Consider the following 17,163-nt stretch of genomic DNA (forward strand, 5'->3'; position numbering starts at 1 on the left):
ATTTCTGGACCCATAAGGTCTACACCACGTGAGTGGACTAGACCTCTCCCGGGTCCGGGGGTCACACTAGGCCGTGTGGTCAGACATGTCATCGCCCTGGACGTGGGCGGTACCGGGATGAAAGCCGCCCTCGTCGGCGACGACGGCGGCCTGCTGCATCGCGCGCGCCGCGCCACCGGCCGCGAGCGCGGACCCGACGCGGTGGTCGAGAACCTCCTCGGCTTCGCCGCCGAGCTGCGCGCCGTAGGCCTGGAGCGCTACGGCGAACCGGCCGCCGCGGCCGGCCTCGCGGTGCCCGGCATCGTCGACGAGCAGCGAGGCGTCGCCGTCTACGCGGCCAACCTCGGCTGGCGGGACGTACCCCTGCGGGCTCTGCTGGCCGAGCGGCTCGGCGTGCCGGTCGCGCTCGGTCACGACGTGCGCACCGGCGGGCTCGCCGAGGGCCGCATCGGCGCCGGCAAGGGCGCCGACCGGTTCCTGTTCGTGCCGCTGGGCACCGGGATCGCCGGCGCGATCGGCGTCGACGGGCGGGTGGAGGCGGGTGCGCACGGCTGCGCGGGCGAGATCGGGCACATCGTCGTACGGCCCGGGGGCGCGCCGTGTCCCTGCGGGCAGCACGGCTGCCTGGAGCGGTACGCCTCCGCGGCCGCCGTGAGCGAGGCGTGGGCGGGGTCCTGCGGGGACCCGGAGGCGGACGCCGCGGACTGCGCCAAGGCCGTCGCGTCCGGTGACCCGAACGCCGTCCGAGTCTGGCAGGGGGCGGTGGACGCGCTCGCCGACGGGCTGGTCACCGCGCTCACTCTGCTGGACCCGCGCACGCTGATCATCGGTGGCGGCCTGGCGGAGGCGGGGGACGTGTTGTTCCAGCCACTGCGCGAGGCCGTCCGGCGGCGGGTCACCTTCCAGAAACTGCCGTCCATCGTCCCTGCCGCCCTCGGCGACAGCGCCGGCTGCCTGGGCGCGGGGCTGCTGGCGCGTGATCTTCTCGACTCCACTCATCCCTCGGAGGTAACCGCCTGATGGCTCCCAGCTTGGTTCTCACAGGTGCTCGGGTGGTGCTTCCCACCGGGGTGGTGGACGACGGGCGCGTGGCCGTGGAGGGTACGAAGATCACGGCCGAGGCCGCCGAGGGCGCCGAGCCGATCGACGTGGCCGGGCACTGGCTGATCCCGGGCTTCGTCGACATCCACAACCACGGCGGCGGCGGGGCCTCCTTCTCCGGTACGGCGGACGACGTGCTGAAGGCCGTCCGCACCCACCGCCTGCACGGCACCACCACGCTGGTCGCCTCCACCGTCACCGACGAGATGGACGTGCTGGCACGGCAGGCCGGGCTGCTCAGCGAGCTGGCCGAGCAGGGGGAGATCGCCGGCATCCACTTCGAGGGGCCGTTCATCTCCCCGTGCCGCAAGGGGGCGCACTCCGAGGAGCTGCTGCGCGACCCGGACCCGGCCGAGGTGCGCAAGCTGATCGACGCGGCGCGCGGCCACGCCAGCATGGTCACCCTCGCCACCGAGCTGCCGGGCGGCATCGACTCCGTACGGCTGCTCGCGGAGCACGGGGTGATCGCGGCGATCGGGCACACGGACGCGACGTACGAGCAGACGGTGGCCGCCATCGACGCGGGTGCCACGGTCGCCACGCACCTGTTCAACGCGATGCCCGCCCTGGGCCACCGCTCCCCCGGTCCGATCGCCGCCCTGCTGGAGGACGAGCGGGTCACGGTCGAGCTGATCAACGACGGCACCCATCTGCACCCCGCCGCGCTGGAGCTGGCGTTCCATCACGCGGGCGCCGGGCGGGTCGCGTTCATCACCGACGCGATGGACGCGGCCGGCATCGGCGACGGCCGCTACATGCTCGGTCCGCTGGAGGTCGAGGTCAGCGAGGGGGTGGCCCGGCTGGTGGAGGGCGGTTCGATCGCGGGGTCCACGCTGACCCTGGACCGGGCGTTCAAGCGGGCGGTGACCATTGACAGGCTGTCGGTCGAGGACGCGGTGGCGGCCCTGTCGGTCAATCCGGCCCGCCTGCTGGGCCTCTTCGACCGCATCGGCTCCCTGGAGCCCGGCAAGGACGCCGACCTGGTGCTGCTGGACGCGGACTTCGACCTCAAGGGTGTGATGCGGCGAGGGGAATGGGTGCTGGCGCCCCAACTGCCCTGATGGATCCCCCCCTTCCTGGGACGGCGGCCGATCCGCGCACTGGGCCGGCCGCCGTCTCTTTGGCATGATCGAGGCCCCGGAAACCGATGGCGCACGGACTTCGAGGGAGGTCGGCCCGGGTGATCCTCACGGTCACACTGAACACCGCTCTCGACATCACCTACCGTGTCCGGTCGCTGCGGCCGCACGCCTCGCACCGCGTCTCGGGCGTCACCGAGCGGCCGGGCGGCAAGGGCGTGAACGTGGCCCGGGTGCTGGCCGCGCTCGGCCACGAGGTGACGGTCACGGGCTTCGCGGGCGGCGCGACCGGCCGTACGGTCCGCGACCGGGTCACGGACACTCCCGGGGTGACGGACGCGCTGGTCGCGGTGGCCGGGGCGACGCGCCGCACGATAGCCGTCGTGGACGAACTCGCGGGCGACACCACGCAGCTGAACGAGCCGGGTCCGCAGATCACCCCCACCGAGTGGGGCGCCTTCCTCGACCGCTACGAGGAACTCCTCCCGTCCGCCTCGGCGGTGGCCCTGTGCGGCAGCCTGCCGCCCGGGGTGCCGGTGGGGGCATACGCCGGGCTGATACGCACCGCCCGCGCCCTCGCCGTTCCCGTGTTGCTGGACACCAGCGGCGAACCCCTGCGCCGCGGGGTCGCCGCGCGCCCCGACATCGTCAAGCCCAACGCCGAGGAACTGGCCGAACTCACCGGCTCTCACGACCCCCTGCGCGCCACCCAGGACGCCCGCCGCCGCGGAGCCCACGCGGTGGTCGCCTCCCTCGGCCCGAAGGGCCTCCTGGCCGTCACCCCGGAGGGCCACTGGCACGCCGCCCCGCCCACCCCACTGCACGGCAACCCGACGGGCGCAGGCGACTCGGCGGCGGCGGGCCTGCTGTCGGGGCTCGTGGAACACCTGCCGTGGCCGGACCGGCTGGCCCGAGCCGTCGCGTTGTCCGCGGCGACGGTACGGGCGCCTGCGGCGGGCGAGTTCGACCGGGTGACGTACGAGGAGCTGCTGGGGCGGGTGTCGGTGACCGGGGTGGTCAGCGCCGCCTAGCTGTCCTTCTTAACGTGCCCCGGCACCAGCTTGACGTTGCTGATCAGCGTGTTGCACTTGTCTCCGGCACCGCAGGAGACGGAGAGGGTGTTGGAGCCCTTCGTCAGGTTCGGCCACACGTAGGAGTACGTCCAGCCGTTGGCGAAGTCGCCGTCCTTGGCATGCCGGTAGTTCTCCATCCCCAGCTTGCTGCCGAACGGGGTGCCGTTGACGGTGACCGACATCGACTGGTCCTCGCCAGCCGCGCTGTAGTACACGAACAGGGTGTACGGGCCGTCCGACGGGGCGTTGACCTTCCAGGTGACCGAGGCGCCGGGCCGGTTCAGCCCGGTCACATAGCTGCCGTCGGAGGAGCTCGCGCCCTTGATGGCCGAAGCCGTCGACGCACCACCGGCCGGCTGCAGGGCCGAGGCGTCGGCCTGCATCGAGTCGCCGGCCGTCGAGCTGCTGCTCGACGGGCTAGGGGAGTGGCTCTGGGACTGGGTCGGGGGCGTGCCTGCCTGGTTGCCGGACTTGTTGTCGTCGTCGCCGTTGAGCATCGCCACCCCGATGCCGATGACCACCGCGGCCACCACTGCCACCGCGCCGATCAGCAGGCCCTTGGTGTTCGGGCCGCGGCGGCCGGGGGCCGGGGGCATCGGCTGGGCGCTCGTCGGGGCGCCGCCGGGCAGCGTCTCCGGTGCCTGGTAGTAGGCGTTCGACTGGCCGTAGGCGCCCTGCTGCTGCGGCACGGCGGGCTGCTGGCCGTACTGCCGCTCGCCGACCGTACGCACCCTGCTGACCGCGTTCGGGTAGCCGTAGCCACCGGACGGCGGCTGGGCTCCTCTGGCCTGGCCGTCGGCGTACAGGTAGCCGAACGGGTCGTCGTCCTCGGGCGTGCTCGCGCCGTTGTCGCCGGGCGTCATCCCTGGGTACTCCTCAGCAGGTGCGGGCGGATGCGTCTGGGGGTTGGAATGGCGAGCCTACCCGCTCCCGCTGGCCCAAACGGGTGACTCGGGTCGCATCAGCGCACTGACCTGGGGCTCATCCGGCGCGTCGATGCTGTTTGGGACGAGATCGTTTCTCTACGTACATCCGCTCGTCGGCAGACTTCAACACTTCGTCCGCCGTCATGCCGCAGTGTGCCCAGCCGATGCCGAAGCTGGCGCCCACCCGGACGGCCCGGCCCTCGGCGCGGATGGGCTGGATGATCTCGTTGCGCAGGCGTACCGCGAGGTCCTGTGCGTCGGCCCGGCCGAGGCCGTCGGCGAGGATCACGAACTCGTCGCCGCCCAGACGCGCGACCGTGTCGCCGTCGCGGACCCCGCGGGTCAGCCGGCGGGCGACCTCGATCAGGACCGCGTCGCCCGCGTTGTGGCCGAACCGGTCGTTGATCGACTTGAAGCCGTCGAGGTCGCAGAAGAGGACCGCCAGGCCCTTGGTGCCGTCGTCACGGCCGTCCTCGGGGGCGATGGTGTGCACGTGGTGGTCGTAGCCGTCGTACGACTCCGTGCCCTGCGCGAAGTCGAAACCGTGGCCGGAGGCGTCGAAGGCGGGGTGGCCGTAGGCCGCGTCCAGGGACTCCAGGGCGCCGGGGTGGGTCTGGCGCCGGCACAGCCGGGCGGAGAGGCGCGAGCGCAGCTCGGCGGAGTTGGGCAGGCCGGTCAGGGAGTCGTGGGAGGCGCGGTGGGCGAGCTGGAGCTCGCGGCGCTTGCGCTCCTCGATGTCCTCGACGTGGGTGAGCAGGAAGCGGGGGCCGTCGGCGGCGTCGGCGACGACGGAGTTGCGCAGCGACACCCAGACGTACGTGCCGTCGCGGCGGCCGAGGCGCAGCTCGGCGCGACCGCCCTCGGCGGAGGTGCGCAGCAGGGTGCCGATGTCCTCGGGATGGACGAGGTCGGAGAAGGAGTAGCGGCGCATCGCGGAGGCGGGGCGGCCGAGCAGGCGGCACAGGGCGTCGTTGGTGCGCAGGATGCGGCCGTGCTGGTCGCCGCCCATCTCGGCGATGGCCATGCCGGACGGCGCGTACTCGAACGCCTGCCGGAACGACTCCTCGCTCGCGCGCAGGGCCTGCTGCTCGCGCTCCAGGCGGACCAGGGCGCGCTGCATATTGGCTCGTAGACGCGCGTTGCTGATCGCGATGGCGGCCTGGAACGCGTACATCTGCAGGGCCTCGCGGCCCCAGGCGCCGGGGCGGCGGCCGTTGCGCGGGCGGTCGACGGATATGACACCGAGCAGTTCGCCGGAGGAGCCGCCCTGCACGCCGGGGGTGTACATCGGGGCGAAGAGGCGGTCGGAGGGGTGCCACTCGTCCTCGAAGCGGGGGGCGGGCCCGTCGGTGTACCACTGGGGGACGTCGTCGTCGTCCAGCACCCAGCCCTCGGTGTGCGGTATGAACACGAGGTCGCCCCACTGCTCGCCCATGCCGAGCCGCCGGTCCCAGGACTCGCGGGAGCCGACGCGGCCGGTGATCAGGGCCTCGGCGGCGGAGTTGCCGGCGAAGGCGGCGACGACGAGGTCGCCGTCGGGGCGCACGAGGTTGACGCACGCCATCTCGTACCCGAGGGCGTGCACGGCGCCGTCGGCGACCGTCTGCAGTGTGTCGGCCAGGCTGCGTGCCGTGTTCATGTCGGCCATGACCTGGTGCAGCTGCCGCAGGGACGCAAGGCGGACATACGGCTCCGACTCGGTCTCCATGCTCGCCCTCCCCCCGAGACCTCGCAGCGAATCAAGGGTTGTCTTCGGCGCTTCCTTACGGTGGTGCTTCTTGACCTACTCTTACGGCTTCCCCGCCACTGAATCACAGCGCGCTGCCCACTCGGTACACAGGGTCAACAATTCCTGCCCCTTGTGACTCAAGTCACAGAGGAACGTGAACAATTGAGTGGAGTTTCTGCGTTTTCCCTGTGCGTTTACTGAACGCAAGTTTTGTCGGCAGGTTCACATGATGCACGAAGCGGTGTGCTGCGCGAGCGGCGGCTGGTCCCGTGGACCTAGGACCCGGCTCGGACCGGTGGCCGATGCGGGGAGCGCGGGGCGGAGATTAGCGTTTCCGGCGTGCTGAAGACTCCCTCACCCACCGCCGCCACCGCTTCCGGGCATGCTGAGGGGGTGAGCAACGAGGAGTTCCGGGCCGCGATGTCCCGGCTGGCCGCGGGCGTGGTCCTGGTGACCGCGCAGGAGCCGCCGCTGGACCCGGACGACCCGACCGCGCCGGCCGTCGAGGACGTCGGCATGACCGCCACGGCCTTCATGTCGGTCTCGCTGGACCCGCCGCTGGTGCTGGTCAGCCTGCGCGAGGGCGCCCGCATGGACGACCTGCTCGCCGAGCAGCCCCTGTGGGGCGTCTCCGTCCTGTCCGAGAGCCAGCGCCACGTCGCCGGCCGCTTCGCCATGAAGGGCCGCATCAGCGACCGCCTGCTCTTCGAGGACCTCCCCTGCATCCGCGGCGAGGCCACCGGCGCACCCCTCGTGGGCGGTGCACTGGCCACCCTGGAGTGCCGCACCGAGCAACGCGTACCGGCCGGCGACCACACCCTCGTCATCGGCCGCGTCCTGATGGCCCAGGTACCGAGCACGGAGGGCGGACCGCTGCTGTATTTCAAGGGGCGGTACCGGCAGTTGGGGTGAGCGGGAGCGTGTGGCGCGGGGTCGGTCAGGTCCAGTCCCGGCCCGTGCGGCCCCGCTTGGTCTCCGAGCGCTGCTTCTTCTCGCGCAGTCGGCGTTCGTTGATGCCGCGGGGGATGCGGGTGGGTCTGCGGGGCTTGGGCGGGGGCGCCGTCGCCTCGGCGAGGAGGGCGGCCAGGCGTACGGCGGCGGCCTCTCGGTTGCGCCACTGGGAGCGGTGCTCGGAGGACCGTACGACCACGGTCCCGTCGACCAGCCGCCCGGCCAGCCGCTGCAGCGCCCGCTCCTTCCACACCGGGGGGAGCGCCTCGGTGCCCGCCAGGTCGAAGCGCAGCTCCACCTGGGAGTCACTGGTGTTGACGTGCTGTCCGCCGGGCCCGGACGACCTCGAGAAACGCCACGTCAGCTCGGCCTCGGGAAGCGAGACGGAGCCACGGATGAGGTAGGGACCGGACATGCCTCCCATGTTCCCGGCCCGGCCCGGCCCACGTCACCCGGTTTTCGCCGCCACGCCCACATCGGTAAAAAAGGTAAAGGCATCCGGAACCACCGGGACCCCCCTCGACGTTCTTCCCGGTGACGGTAGCTTCGTCGGCACACAGTGCAGGGATATCTACGGAAGGGACTCCCAATCATGGCTGTAAGCCTGTCCAAGGGTGGCAACGTCTCGCTCACCAAGGAGGCTCCGGGCCTGACCGCCGTCACCGTGGGCCTCGGCTGGGACGTCCGCACCACCACCGGCACGGACTTCGACCTGGACGCCTCCGCCATCGCGGTCAACACGCAGGGCAAGGTCTATTCGGACGCCCACTTCGTCTTCTTCAACAACAAGCAGACCCCGGACAACACGATCGTCCACACGGGTGACAACCGCACGGGCGAGGGCGCGGGCGACGACGAGGCGATCAACGTCAACCTGGCCGCCCTCCCCGCCGACATCGACAAGGTCGTCTTCCCGGTCTCCATCTACGACGCCGAGAACCGCGGCCAGAACTTCGGCCAGGTCCGCAACGCCTACATCCGCATCGTCAACCAGGCCGGCGGCGCCGAGATCGCCCGCTACGACCTGTCCGAGGACGCCGCCACCGAGACGGCGATGGTCTTCGGCGAGCTGTACCGCAACGGCGCGGAGTGGAAGTTCCGCGCGGTGGGTCAGGGTTACGCCTCGGGCCTGGTCGGCATCGCCCAGGACTTCGGCGTGAACGTCTGAGCGGTCGGCTTCCGAGCGGTCGGCGTCGAGCAGTCGGGTTCGGGCTGGGGCCCTGCGGGGCCTCGGCTCCTAACCCACCCGGGGAAAGCGCGCCTGCAGCGTCCAGATCGCCGGGTTCTCCGCGAGGTCCTCGTGCAGGTCGGCGAGGTCGGCGATCAGGTCGTGCAGGAAGTCGCGGGACTCCCGGCGCAGTTCGGCGTGGGAGAAGGTGAGCGGTGCCTCCTCGGCCGGCATCCAGTCGGCCTCGATGTCCACCCAGCCGAAGCGGCGCTCGAACAGCATCCGGTCGGTGGACTCGGTGAAGTCCAGCTCCGCCCGCTGCGGCCGGGCGGCGCGGGAGCCCAGCGGATCACGGTCCAGCTGCTCGACGATGTCGCACAGCGCCCACGCGAAGTCCAGCACCGGCACCCATCCCCAGGCTGTGGACAGCTCCCGGTCCGCCTTGGTGTCCGCGAGGTAGACGTCCCCGCAGAACAGGTCGTGCCGCAGCGCGTGCACGTCCGCACGCCGGTAGTCGGTCTGCGGGGGGTCCGGGAAGCGGTTGGAGAGGGCGTAGCCGATGTCGAGCACGCACCGATGGTGTCACGCCGGGTACCACCCCTGGTGTCCGCCCGCCGCGTCCGGGCATCCCGGGCATCCGCGGCCGCGCCGTGCCTAAGATCGCTGACATGTCCAGATCCGCGCGCCTTGCCCCGGCCGTCGCCGCGCTCCTCGCCGTCGCCCTGACCGGCACCGCGTGCGACGGAGGCGTCCGAGGCACCCCGGGCGGGGCCGGGCTGCGCGACCCGTACTTCCCGAAGGCGGGCAACGGCGGCTACGACGTCGGCCACTACTCCCTCACCCTGGACTACACCCCGCGCACCCGCCACCTCACCGCGAAGGCGGTCATCACCGCCCGCGCCGTGAAGGACCTCTCCGCCTTCGACCTCGACCTCATGGGACTGCGCGTCGACTCGGTCACGGTGGAGGGCAAGGACGCCCGCTTCAACCGCGCCGGCCAGGAGCTCACCGTCCGGCCGCACGACGACCTGAGCAAGGGCGAGACCTTCACCACCACCGTCCGCTACTCCGGCACCCCGCGCACCCTCACCGACCCTGACGGCTCCAAGGAGGGCTGGCTGCCCACCGCCGACGGCGCGCTGGGCCTCGGCGAGCCGGTCGGCTCGATGGCCTGGTTCCCCGGCAACCACCACCCCTCCGACAAGGCGACCTACGACATCACGGTCACCGTCCCGAAGGGCCTGCAGGCGGTCTCCAACGGGGAGTTGACGAGCGAGCGCAGCAAGGGCGGCCGTACGACGTACTCCTGGCACACCGGGCAGCCGATGGCGAGCTACGTCGCCACGGTCGCCGTCGGCCACTTCACGATCACCCGCACCACGGGCCCGCACGGCCTGCCCGTCCTCACCGCGGTCGACCCCACCCAGGCCGGGGCGAGCAAGAAGGTGCTCGCGAAGATCCCCGCGATCCTGGACTGGGAGGAGTACAACTTCGGGCCGTACCCCTTCTCCTCCGCCGGCGCGATCGTCGACCGCCCGGAGGACATCGACTACGCCCTGGAGACCCAGACGCGCCCCGTCTTCCCCGGCGCCCCCGACACCTCCACGCTGGTCCATGAACTGGCCCACGAGTGGTACGGCGACTCGGTCACCCCGAAGAGCTGGCGGGACATGTGGCTCAACGAGGGCTTCGCGACGTACGCCGAGTGGCTGTACGAGGAGGACCACGGCGGCAAGAGCGCCCAGCAGACGTTCGACGACCTCTACCACGGCGACCACGAGGCCATCTGGGCGTTCCCGCCCGCGAAGCCCTCCAGCGCCGCGCACATCTCCGACAGCCCGGTCTACGAACGTGGCGCGATGGTCCTGCAGAAGATCCGCCGGAAGGTCGGAGACGACACCTTCTACGACATCATCCAGGGCTGGGCCGCCACCCACCGTCACGTCAACGCGAGCACCGCGGACTTCACCGCGTACGTCGAGAAGAAGGCGCCCGGCAAGGACTTCCGGGAGATCTGGAGGGACTGGCTGTACGGCGACGGGAAGCCGGACCACCCGTAGCGGGCGGCCCGGCCTCCGTACTGCTGTCGGTCTGCGGTTACTTGACGTTCACGGCCTTCCAGGCCGCTGCCACCGCGTTGTACTCCGCGCTGCCCGAGCCGTACAGGTCGGCCGCGGCCTGCAGGGTGCCGGTGCGGGCACCCGCGTAGTCCGTGGAGGACGTGAAGTACGTGGTCAGGGCCTTGTACCAGATCTGGTCGGCCTTGGCCCGGCCGATGCCGGTGACCGTCGAGCCGTCGTAGGTCGGGGAGTTGTACGAGACCCCGTTGACGGTCTTCGCGCCGCTGCCCTCGGACAGCAGGTAGAAGAAGTGGTTGGCGACGCCGGACGAGTAGTGCACGTCCAGACGGCCGACGTTGCGCGACCAGTAGTCGGCGGAGGCGCCGTCCTTGCTGGGCTTGTCCATGTAGCGCAGCGGGGTGCCGTCGCCGTTGATGTCGATCTTCTCGCCGATGAGGTAGTCGCCGACGTCCGAGGAGTTGTTCGCGAAGAACTCCACCGAGGTGCCGAAGATGTCGGACGTGGCCTCGTTCAGGCCGCCCGACTCCCGGCTGTACTTCAGGCCGGCGGTGGCCGCGGTCAGGCCGTGGCTCATCTCGTGACCGGCGACGTCGAGCGAGGTCAGCGGATCGGCGTTGGCGGCGCCGTCGCCGTACGTCATGCAGAAGCAGCTGTCGTCCCAGAACGCGTTGACGTAGGCATTGCCGTAGTGGACGCGGGAGTAGGCGGCCCTGCCGTCGCCGGCGATGCCGTTGCGGTTGAACGCCGCCTTGTAGAAGTCCCAGGTGACGGCGGCGCCGTAGGCGGCGTCGACGGCGGCGGTCTGGCGGTTCCTGACGGTGCCGTCGCCCCAGACGTCGTCGGCGTCGTGGAAGAGGGCGCCGGTGCCGCTGGTGCCGCCGTTCAGGTCGTACGTCTTGTGACCGCCGCGGCCGCCGTCGATCAGGTCGTAGCCACCGGAGGCGGAGGCGGTGGTCCCGATGGTGACGGTGCCGCTGTACTGGCTGGTGCCCGTGCCGGTGTCGATCGCCTGGTACGAGTAGATCTTCTTGCCGGTGGCGGCGTCGGTGACGACGTGCATCTCGCTCGGCGTGCCGTCGCGCTGGACGCCCTTGACGACCGACTCGTAGGCGAGGACCGGCTTGCCGCCGACCGCCCAGACGACCTTGCGGGCGTTCGACGCGGTGGCCTCGGCGGTGCCGGCGGCCTTGAGGGCGGCCTTCTCGGCGCTCGCCGGGCTGACGGCCGCCGCGGTGGTCGGCACGGATATCCGGGCCTTGGTCGCCTTGGTGACACCCTTGAGGGAGCCGTTCTTGGCCACGTGGGTGACCAGGTCGCCGCCGAGCACGGGCAGACCGGCGTACGTCCGCTCGTAGCGGGTGTGCACGGTGCCGTTCGCGTCCTTGACGACGTCCCGCACGACGAGCTTCTCCCGGGCGCCGAGTCCGAGCCGGTGCGCGGTCGACCCAGCGGCCTCCTGGGCCGACCTGATCGCCGATGCCCGGGCCGATGCGCTGAGCGGAAGCGCCATGGCACCCGGGGTGTGTGCGGGGGCGGCGGTGGCGGCTCCGTTCTGCAGGGCGAGCACGACCATCGCGGCCGAGCCGACCAGCGCGGCGGCGCGCACGGCGGTCTTGCGGGAGGTGCGGGAGGCGTGGGGCTGCTGTCTCACTCGATCTCCTTCTGAGCCGGCCTTCCGTGGGGACGGAGGGCGCGGCGAGTCACAGGGGATGCACAGAGTTGCGGCGGGCCAGGAGAGGGTGACACCGGAAACCGGCCGTTTGACAGGGGTGCGTCAAGACTTTACGTGTTCGTGTCCGAAACCCGTTTCCACGAATCCGCTATCCGGACGGCCGAGTGTTGCCCAACTTCCCTTTCTCCCAGCGCACTTGAGCCCCAGGACGTCACACCCGCCGGACCGGCCCCGCCCGCATCGCCTCCCGGGCCGCCCACACCGCCCGGGCGTGCCGGAGCCGGTGCTCCTGGAACTCCGGCGTTCCGAGCGCCGGCTCGCCCCCGGCGAACACCTCCAGCAGCTCGCGCAGGCTGCCGTAGACGTCCTCGATGACGGCCGCCATCGCCTCCGGCGCACAGTGCATGCCCTCGTACGCCAGCCGGTATTTGCTCAGGCAAGTGACGTAGATGTCGCGCCGCTCGCGCCGGATCCGGTCGACGGCCTCGCGCTGCCAGCGCACCCGGTCGGCGAGCAGCGTCGAGCCGACCCCCACCAGGGCGCCGAGCCCGGTACCGGCCGGCGTCCCCCAGTCCACCGCCGCCTCAGCCCTCCCACCCGTCCAGCATCCGCCCCAGCCCCGGAGGCCACACCGGCTCCGCCTCCTCCCGCAGTTCGGACCTGCTCCACCAGCGCCAGGTGAGGATGCCGTCGGCGGCGTGGGCGGCGGCCAACCGGAGGCCGTCGGGCTCCCGGTGCGGACCGTGGACGACGTAGACGTGCTCGTGCTGGCGCACGGGGACGTCCATGCGGGTGAAGTCGTGTTCCCAGGTGCACAGCAGGGGCCCGGGCTCCAGGTCGGCCCACCCCGTCTCCTCGGCCAGCTCGCGCCGGGCGCCCTCGCGTGGAGTCTCGCCGGTCTCCAGACCGCCGCCGGGCAGGGCCCAGTGGACGCCGACCTCGGGGTTGTCGTACCGGAAGAGGAGGACCGCCCCGTCGGGGTCCACTACGGCGACGCGGGCCGCCCGCCGGGGTGTGCGCAGCACCTTGCGCAGGACGGCACAGGGTCGCCCGAGGGCGCGGTCGGGCCGGTGGTCGACGATCTCGTATCCGAGGGCGGTCCAGAAGGCGAGGCCCTTGGGGTTGTTCTCGAGCACGGCGAGCCGCACGGCTGCGCGTCCGGCGGCCCGGAACCGCTCCTCGACCATCGTGGCGATGCGGCGCCCGTACCCCTTGCGGTGCGTCGCGGCGTCCACCATCAGCAGCCCGATCCACGGATCCGGATCGGCCGGGTCGGGATGCCGCCCCAACGTCGTCACGAGCCCGACGAGCCGCCCCTCCGCGTGCGCGAGCAACACCTCGGCGCTCGGCACCGCCAGCTCCCCGGCCAGCTCGGCCGCCACCTGCTCCACCCGCACGTCGTCCGGATCGGGGAAGTCCCCACTGAGCGCGAGGAACTCCCGGTTGGAGGCGTAGAGAGCCGTCACCTCTTCGAGAAGCGGCGCCGGTATCTCCTGGTCCGGGGAGAGGGGGCTGAGGATCATTTCTTGAGCGCTTCGATGAAGGGGGTGAAGGTTTCGGCGGGGAAGGTGAGGGTGGCTCCGCCGGGGGCTTTGGAGTCGCGGACGGCTATGCGGGTGGGGGAGGTCGCTATCTCGACGCAGTTGTTGCCGTCGTCCGGGCCCGAGTAGGAAGACTTCCGCCAGTTGTCCATGAGGCGCCTCATAGCTCCTTCGCCAGCCGGTTGATGAAGTCACGCGACTGTCCTGGGTCGAGTGCTACGGCCTCCACCTTACGGAAGCGCGTTCGAAAGACACCGAGCTGCGCCTCGGAGTCGATGAAGGCTGAGCCATGGGGCACGTCACGCACTGACTGGCACTCGCTGACGGTGCGGCCCCTTGTACTGGGCCCGGACAACGTGCCGGTGATCTCGGACGAGCGGACGGCGGTAAAGGACGTCCCCCTTGCGGTGCTCTCGGCGATGACACACGGACGGGGCCCGCAGGCTCCGGCCATACTGGAATCCCTGGCAGCCGCCCTGCGGACCATCGACCCCGACAGCGCCGCAGCATTCATACAGTTCGTCGACTCCTGGCTGGCCGACGCCCAGGCGAAGCAGATGTGGAGGGACCTGATGACGGCGATCCAGTACTTCTGGCGACACCCGCTGGCCGAGCAGGTACGCGAGGAAGGACGCGAAGAGGGACGCGAGGAAGGGCGCGAGGAAGGGCGTATCGAGAACCAGCGCCAGATGATCCTCCGCATCCTCGAATGGCGCGGCATCCCCGTGCCCGACCCCGTCCGTGAGCAGGTCGGTGCATGCACGGACCCGGACCAGCTGGAGCGCTGGGCCCAGCGGGCCGTGCACGCCAAGCACGCCGAGGAACTGTTCGCCGAGCGGTAAGGGCATCCGCGCCTGCCTCACCGACCGTTGCTGAGAGAAGGACACATGAAGCATGAGTACGAGGCGAAGTTCCTGGCCGTCGACGTCGCCGGCCTGCAGGCCAAACTGACCGCCCTCGGCGCCGTCCAGGCACTCCCCCGCACCCTGCTCACCCGCAAGATCTTCGAGAACGGCTACCTCGACGCAGGGGCGTGGCTCCGTCTGAGGGACGAAGGAACCCGCTCGACGCTCACGCTCAAGCAGGTCACCGACGCCACGACGATCGACGGCACGAAGGAGGTCGAGACCGAGGTCGCCGACCTGCACGCCATGGCCGACATCCTCCGCCGGGTCGGCCTCACCGAAGTCCGCTACCAGGAGAACTACCGCGAGGAGTGGCGCCTGGGAGACGTCGCCTTCGACTTCGACACCTGGCCCGGCCTCCCTACGTTCTTGGAGATCGAGGGGCCCGACGAGGCGTCGGTCCGGCAGGCCACTGCTCTCCTGGAACTGGAGTACGCCGAGGCCCGGTTCGGCAGCGTCGACGAGATCTACAAGAGCGAGGCCAGCCGCGACATCCTCGCGGAGCCCACCCTGCTGTTCTCCGACGCCGAGAAGCAGGCGGACGCTCCCTGGGCAGTCCAGGACCGTTGACCGGGAATCGAGGGACCTGATGACGGCGATCCAGTACTTCTGGCGACACCCGCTGGCCGAGCAGGTACGCGAGGAAGGGCGCGAGGAAGGGCGTATCGAGAACCAGCGCCAGATGATCCTCCGCATCCTGGAATGGCGCGGCATCCCCGTGCCCGACCCCGTCCGTGAGCAGGTCGGCGCATGCACGGACCCGGACCGGCTGGAGCGCTGGGCCCAGCGGGCCGTGCACGCCAAGGACGCCGAGGAACTGTTCGTCGGAGAGTGAGCGAGGATCAGGGCAGCACCCTGATCCCCAGCTCCGTCGCCAGGGCCGGGGCCAGGTCCAGTAGCTGGGTCGGGGTGATCAGGGCTCCGGAGAGGTGGTTCAGGCCTCGGGTGATGTCCAGGGGGGCGGCGCCTCGTAGGTCGACGTCCTTGAGGGTGGCGGCGCGGAAGTCGGCCTCCTTCAGGGCGCAGTCCAGGAACTCGACCCGTTCCAGACGGGCACCCGCGAAGTCCGGTTCGGCCAGGACGCAGTTCTCGAAGACGACGTCCTTGAGGCGGGCCTCGCGCAGGTTCAAGTAGTCGATCTTGCCGCCCCGGATCAGCACCCGTTCCAGCACGGCGCCGTGCAGCTGGGTGCCGCCCAGGCGGGGGTCGAGCAGCTCGACGTCGCGCAGGGTGGCCTCGGCCAGATCCGTGCCGACGCCCCGCAGGCCGGAGAGGACCGAGTCCAGTACGCGGGCGCGGTTCAGTGTCGTCCCGTCCAGTGCGCAGCCCGTCAGCGCGCAGTCCATGAAGCGGGCGCCCGCGCCGTCCTGACCGGCCAGGTCCGCCTCCCGGAACTCCAGCCCGTCGTAGTCGCCGTCCGGCTCCAGCTCCCCGCCCGTCCAGGGGTCCAGGGGTGGCAGTCGCAGGTCCGGTCGTCTCGCTCCCTTCACCCGTGCGGAGTCGCTCGTACTCGTCGTTCTCCTCGCCATGGCCCCATGCTGCACCCCGCCACTGACAATCCCCCCTCCCCGGTCCTCCCAGGTGTCACATTCGCGGGGCCTACGCCGTCGTAGTCACAGACGGACAGGACAAGGCGAACCGATCCGAGGGAGAACCCAGGCCATGCAGCGCATCACCGTCGTCGGCGGCGGATTCGCCGGACTCACCGCCGCCATCACCGCCGCCGAGGCCGGCGCCCAGGTCACCGTGTACGAGGCGCACCACACCCTGGGCGGCCGGGCCCGCACCGCCGAGGGGCCGTACCGGACGAACGAGGGGCCGCACGCCCTCTACAGCGGTGGCCCGCACTGGGCCTGGCTCAGGCAACGGGATCTGATCGGGGCGCTCGCCCCGCTGCCTCCGCTGGAAGCCGCCCGGCTTCGGCTGCGGCACCACGGCGTGCTGCGCCGCACCCCGCCCTTCGCGATGCTCAAGCTGTTGCGGCCAGGGCTCCGGCCGGCTCCCGTCGACGTCGACTTCCTGAGCTGGGCCACCGGCGTCGCCGGTGAGGAAGGCGCCCGGGCCGCCGCCCACTACTGCGCCGTCGCCCTCTTCCACCACGACCCCGGCGCCCTGTCCGCCGCCTTCGTGCAGGAGCGGCTGCGCCGGGCCACCAAGCTGCCGCCCGAGGCGCACTACCCGCGCGGCGGCTGGGCGAGCGTCATCGACCGGATGGCCGCCCGGGCCTGGAACCTCGGGGTGCGGATCGAGACCCTGTCCCGGGTCGACACCCTGCCGGACGACACCCCCGTCGTCGTCGCCACCTCCCTGTCCGCCGCCCGGCGGCTGCTGAACGACGACACGCTGGAGTGGCCCAGCGGCCGTACCGTCCTGCTCGACCTCGCCCTGCGCACTCGGCGCGGGGACGCCTTCGCCGTCTCCGATCTGGACGCGCCCGGCTGGATCGAGCGGTTCACCGCGCAGGACCCCTCCCTCGCCCCGGCCGGGGAGCAGCTCCTCCAGGGGCAGATCCCGATCGGGCCCGGCCAGGGGCGGGCCGACGGGATCGCCCGGGCCGAGGAACTGCTCGACCTCGGCTTCCCGGGCTGGCGGGAGCGGGTCACCTGGCGGCACGAGGCCGTGGCGGGCGGCCGTACGGGGGCCGTGGACCTGCCGGGCCGCAGCTGGCGGGACCGGCCCGCCGTGGACCGCGGCGGCGGCGTCTACCTGGCCGGCGACCAGGTCGCCGCGCCCGGTGTGCTGTCGGAGGTCTCCTTCAACAGCGCCGTCACCGCCGTCTCCCTGATCCTGGGCCGCACCCGCCCGAGCCGAAGGGACTTCCGGGGGGACTTCCGTGACGGCCACGGCAGTGACGTCCGAGGGGGGCTGGGTCGTGACCTCAAGCGGGCGTGAGAGGGAACGCGGGGGTGCGATACGCCCTGAATCGTGGTCTTCTGG

The 17,163-nt window shown here is 71.5% G+C and carries 18 protein-coding genes and 2 pseudogenes; 10 read left to right on the forward strand and 10 right to left on the reverse strand.

Annotated elements, in window-relative coordinates; translation table 11 throughout:
- The first annotated feature begins 75 nt into the window (after positions 1–75).
- From ACZ404_RS25135 to ACZ404_RS25145, 3 genes are all read left to right on the forward strand, one after another.
- Positions 76–1,020, forward strand: coding sequence for an ROK family protein (locus ACZ404_RS25135; RefSeq protein ID WP_468443509.1), 945 nt, complete (start codon positions 76–78; stop codon positions 1,018–1,020).
- Positions 1,020–2,162: an N-acetylglucosamine-6-phosphate deacetylase gene (nagA, locus tag ACZ404_RS25140; RefSeq protein WP_468443511.1), complete on the forward strand. Its 1,143-nt coding sequence runs from the start codon at positions 1,020–1,022 to the stop codon at positions 2,160–2,162. The genes ACZ404_RS25135 and nagA overlap by 1 nt, the downstream gene beginning before the upstream one ends.
- A gap of 119 nt (positions 2,163–2,281) precedes the next feature.
- A complete protein-coding gene (locus ACZ404_RS25145) occupies positions 2,282–3,211 on the forward strand; it encodes a 1-phosphofructokinase family hexose kinase (protein WP_468443513.1) in 930 nt (309 codons plus the stop codon).
- Here the strand turns inward: ACZ404_RS25145 and ACZ404_RS25150 are convergent.
- Both ACZ404_RS25150 and cdgB read right to left on the reverse strand, forming a co-directional pair.
- Positions 3,208–4,116 (reverse strand): carbohydrate-binding protein, encoded by a 909-nt coding sequence (locus ACZ404_RS25150; protein WP_468443515.1) that lies wholly within the window; start codon positions 4,114–4,116, stop codon positions 3,208–3,210. The genes ACZ404_RS25145 and ACZ404_RS25150 overlap by 4 nt on opposite strands.
- A gap of 118 nt (positions 4,117–4,234) precedes the next feature.
- Entirely contained in the window at positions 4,235–5,887 is a 1,653-nt protein-coding gene (gene cdgB / locus ACZ404_RS25155; RefSeq protein ID WP_468443517.1) for a diguanylate cyclase CdgB, read from the reverse strand.
- Between the two features lie 360 nt (positions 5,888–6,247).
- Between cdgB and ACZ404_RS25160 the strand changes: the two genes are divergently transcribed.
- A complete protein-coding gene (locus tag ACZ404_RS25160; protein WP_468443519.1) occupies positions 6,248–6,820 on the forward strand; it encodes a flavin reductase family protein in 573 nt (190 codons plus the stop codon).
- Positions 6,821–6,845: 25 nt separating this feature from the next.
- Here the strand turns inward: ACZ404_RS25160 and arfB are convergent, their stop codons facing one another.
- Complete coding sequence (arfB, locus tag ACZ404_RS25165; protein WP_468443521.1) at positions 6,846–7,283, reverse strand: alternative ribosome rescue aminoacyl-tRNA hydrolase ArfB; 438 nt, start codon at positions 7,281–7,283, stop codon at positions 6,846–6,848.
- Between the two features lie 168 nt (positions 7,284–7,451).
- On the opposite strand from arfB, the gene ACZ404_RS25170 reads away from it, so the two are divergent.
- The gene (locus ACZ404_RS25170; protein WP_365665215.1) at positions 7,452–8,027 is read left to right on the forward strand and encodes a TerD family protein; all 576 of its coding nucleotides are present in this window, start codon (positions 7,452–7,454) and stop codon (positions 8,025–8,027) included.
- Positions 8,028–8,096: 69 nt separating this feature from the next.
- On the opposite strand, the gene ACZ404_RS25175 is transcribed toward ACZ404_RS25170, so the two are convergent.
- Positions 8,097–8,597, reverse strand: coding sequence for a hypothetical protein (locus ACZ404_RS25175; RefSeq protein ID WP_468443523.1), 501 nt, complete (start codon positions 8,595–8,597; stop codon positions 8,097–8,099).
- Positions 8,598–8,695: 98 nt separating this feature from the next.
- On the opposite strand from ACZ404_RS25175, the gene ACZ404_RS25180 reads away from it, so the two are divergent.
- The gene (locus ACZ404_RS25180; protein WP_468443525.1) at positions 8,696–10,087 is read left to right on the forward strand and encodes a M1 family metallopeptidase; all 1,392 of its coding nucleotides are present in this window, start codon (positions 8,696–8,698) and stop codon (positions 10,085–10,087) included.
- Between the two features lie 37 nt (positions 10,088–10,124).
- Here the strand turns inward: ACZ404_RS25180 and ACZ404_RS25185 are convergent, their stop codons facing one another.
- The 5 genes and pseudogenes from ACZ404_RS25185 to ACZ404_RS25205 all read right to left on the reverse strand — a co-directional run.
- Entirely contained in the window at positions 10,125–11,681 is a 1,557-nt protein-coding gene (locus ACZ404_RS25185; RefSeq protein WP_468443776.1) for a M4 family metallopeptidase, read from the reverse strand.
- A gap of 310 nt (positions 11,682–11,991) precedes the next feature.
- Complete coding sequence (locus ACZ404_RS25190) at positions 11,992–12,357, reverse strand: hypothetical protein (RefSeq protein ID WP_468443527.1); 366 nt, start codon at positions 12,355–12,357, stop codon at positions 11,992–11,994.
- A gap of 7 nt (positions 12,358–12,364) precedes the next feature.
- Positions 12,365–13,303: a bifunctional GNAT family N-acetyltransferase/NUDIX hydrolase gene (locus tag ACZ404_RS25195; RefSeq protein ID WP_468443529.1), complete on the reverse strand. Its 939-nt coding sequence runs from the start codon at positions 13,301–13,303 to the stop codon at positions 12,365–12,367.
- Positions 13,300–13,485: a DUF397 domain-containing protein gene (locus tag ACZ404_RS25200; RefSeq protein WP_468443531.1), complete on the reverse strand. Its 186-nt coding sequence runs from the start codon at positions 13,483–13,485 to the stop codon at positions 13,300–13,302. Before ACZ404_RS25200 ends, ACZ404_RS25195 begins: the two co-directional genes overlap by 4 nt.
- Positions 13,482–13,628, reverse strand: a pseudogene (locus tag ACZ404_RS25205) (transcriptional regulator); the annotation flags it as partial. The gene ACZ404_RS25200 and the pseudogene ACZ404_RS25205, both read right to left, overlap by 4 nt.
- Before the next feature lie 4 nt (positions 13,629–13,632).
- Between ACZ404_RS25205 and ACZ404_RS25210 the strand changes: the two are divergent.
- From ACZ404_RS25210 to ACZ404_RS25220, 3 genes and pseudogenes are all read left to right on the forward strand, one after another.
- Positions 13,633–14,163: pseudogene (locus ACZ404_RS25210) on the forward strand (hypothetical protein); the annotation flags it as partial.
- 45 nt (positions 14,164–14,208) lie between these two features.
- A complete protein-coding gene (locus tag ACZ404_RS25215; protein ID WP_468443533.1) occupies positions 14,209–14,796 on the forward strand; it encodes a class IV adenylate cyclase in 588 nt (195 codons plus the stop codon).
- Positions 14,797–14,815: 19 nt separating this feature from the next.
- Positions 14,816–15,061, forward strand: coding sequence for a hypothetical protein (locus ACZ404_RS25220; protein WP_468443535.1), 246 nt, complete (start codon positions 14,816–14,818; stop codon positions 15,059–15,061).
- Between the two features lie 7 nt (positions 15,062–15,068).
- Here the strand turns inward: ACZ404_RS25220 and ACZ404_RS25225 are convergent, their stop codons facing one another.
- Positions 15,069–15,755: a pentapeptide repeat-containing protein gene (locus ACZ404_RS25225; RefSeq protein ID WP_468443537.1), complete on the reverse strand. Its 687-nt coding sequence runs from the start codon at positions 15,753–15,755 to the stop codon at positions 15,069–15,071.
- A 133-nt stretch (positions 15,756–15,888) separates the two neighbouring features.
- Here ACZ404_RS25225 and ACZ404_RS25230 point away from each other — a divergent pair, with 133 nt between their 5' ends.
- Positions 15,889–17,118 (forward strand): FAD-dependent oxidoreductase, encoded by a 1,230-nt coding sequence (locus ACZ404_RS25230; protein WP_468443539.1) that lies wholly within the window; start codon positions 15,889–15,891, stop codon positions 17,116–17,118.
- Positions 17,119–17,163: the final 45 nt, after the last annotated feature.

The sequence above is a fragment of the Streptomyces sp. NPDC030798 genome (genome assembly GCF_055572275.1).

What these genes read in the sequence shown, in the direction of transcription:
- cdgB (WP_468443517.1), bottom strand. Translation starts at nt 5,887, where the DNA reads ATGGAGACCGAGTCGGAGCCGTATGTCCGCCTTGCGTCCCTGCGGCAG.
- ACZ404_RS25225 (WP_468443537.1), bottom strand. Translation starts at nt 15,755, where the DNA reads ATGGCGAGGAGAACGACGAGTACGAGCGACTCCGCACGGGTGAAGGGA.
- ACZ404_RS25200 (WP_468443531.1), bottom strand. Translation starts at nt 13,485, where the DNA reads ATGAGGCGCCTCATGGACAACTGGCGGAAGTCTTCCTACTCGGGCCCG.
- ACZ404_RS25180 (WP_468443525.1), top strand. Translation starts at nt 8,696, where the DNA reads ATGTCCAGATCCGCGCGCCTTGCCCCGGCCGTCGCCGCGCTCCTCGCC.
- nagA (WP_468443511.1), top strand. Translation starts at nt 1,020, where the DNA reads ATGGCTCCCAGCTTGGTTCTCACAGGTGCTCGGGTGGTGCTTCCCACC.
- ACZ404_RS25185 (WP_468443776.1), bottom strand. Translation starts at nt 11,681, where the DNA reads ATGGTCGTGCTCGCCCTGCAGAACGGAGCCGCCACCGCCGCCCCCGCA.
- ACZ404_RS25215 (WP_468443533.1), top strand. Translation starts at nt 14,209, where the DNA reads ATGAAGCATGAGTACGAGGCGAAGTTCCTGGCCGTCGACGTCGCCGGC.
- arfB (WP_468443521.1), bottom strand. Translation starts at nt 7,283, where the DNA reads ATGGGAGGCATGTCCGGTCCCTACCTCATCCGTGGCTCCGTCTCGCTT.
- ACZ404_RS25195 (WP_468443529.1), bottom strand. Translation starts at nt 13,303, where the DNA reads ATGATCCTCAGCCCCCTCTCCCCGGACCAGGAGATACCGGCGCCGCTT.
- ACZ404_RS25150 (WP_468443515.1), bottom strand. Translation starts at nt 4,116, where the DNA reads ATGACGCCCGGCGACAACGGCGCGAGCACGCCCGAGGACGACGACCCG.
- ACZ404_RS25220 (WP_468443535.1), top strand. Translation starts at nt 14,816, where the DNA reads ATGACGGCGATCCAGTACTTCTGGCGACACCCGCTGGCCGAGCAGGTA.
- ACZ404_RS25170 (WP_365665215.1), top strand. Translation starts at nt 7,452, where the DNA reads ATGGCTGTAAGCCTGTCCAAGGGTGGCAACGTCTCGCTCACCAAGGAG.
- ACZ404_RS25230 (WP_468443539.1), top strand. Translation starts at nt 15,889, where the DNA reads ATGCAGCGCATCACCGTCGTCGGCGGCGGATTCGCCGGACTCACCGCC.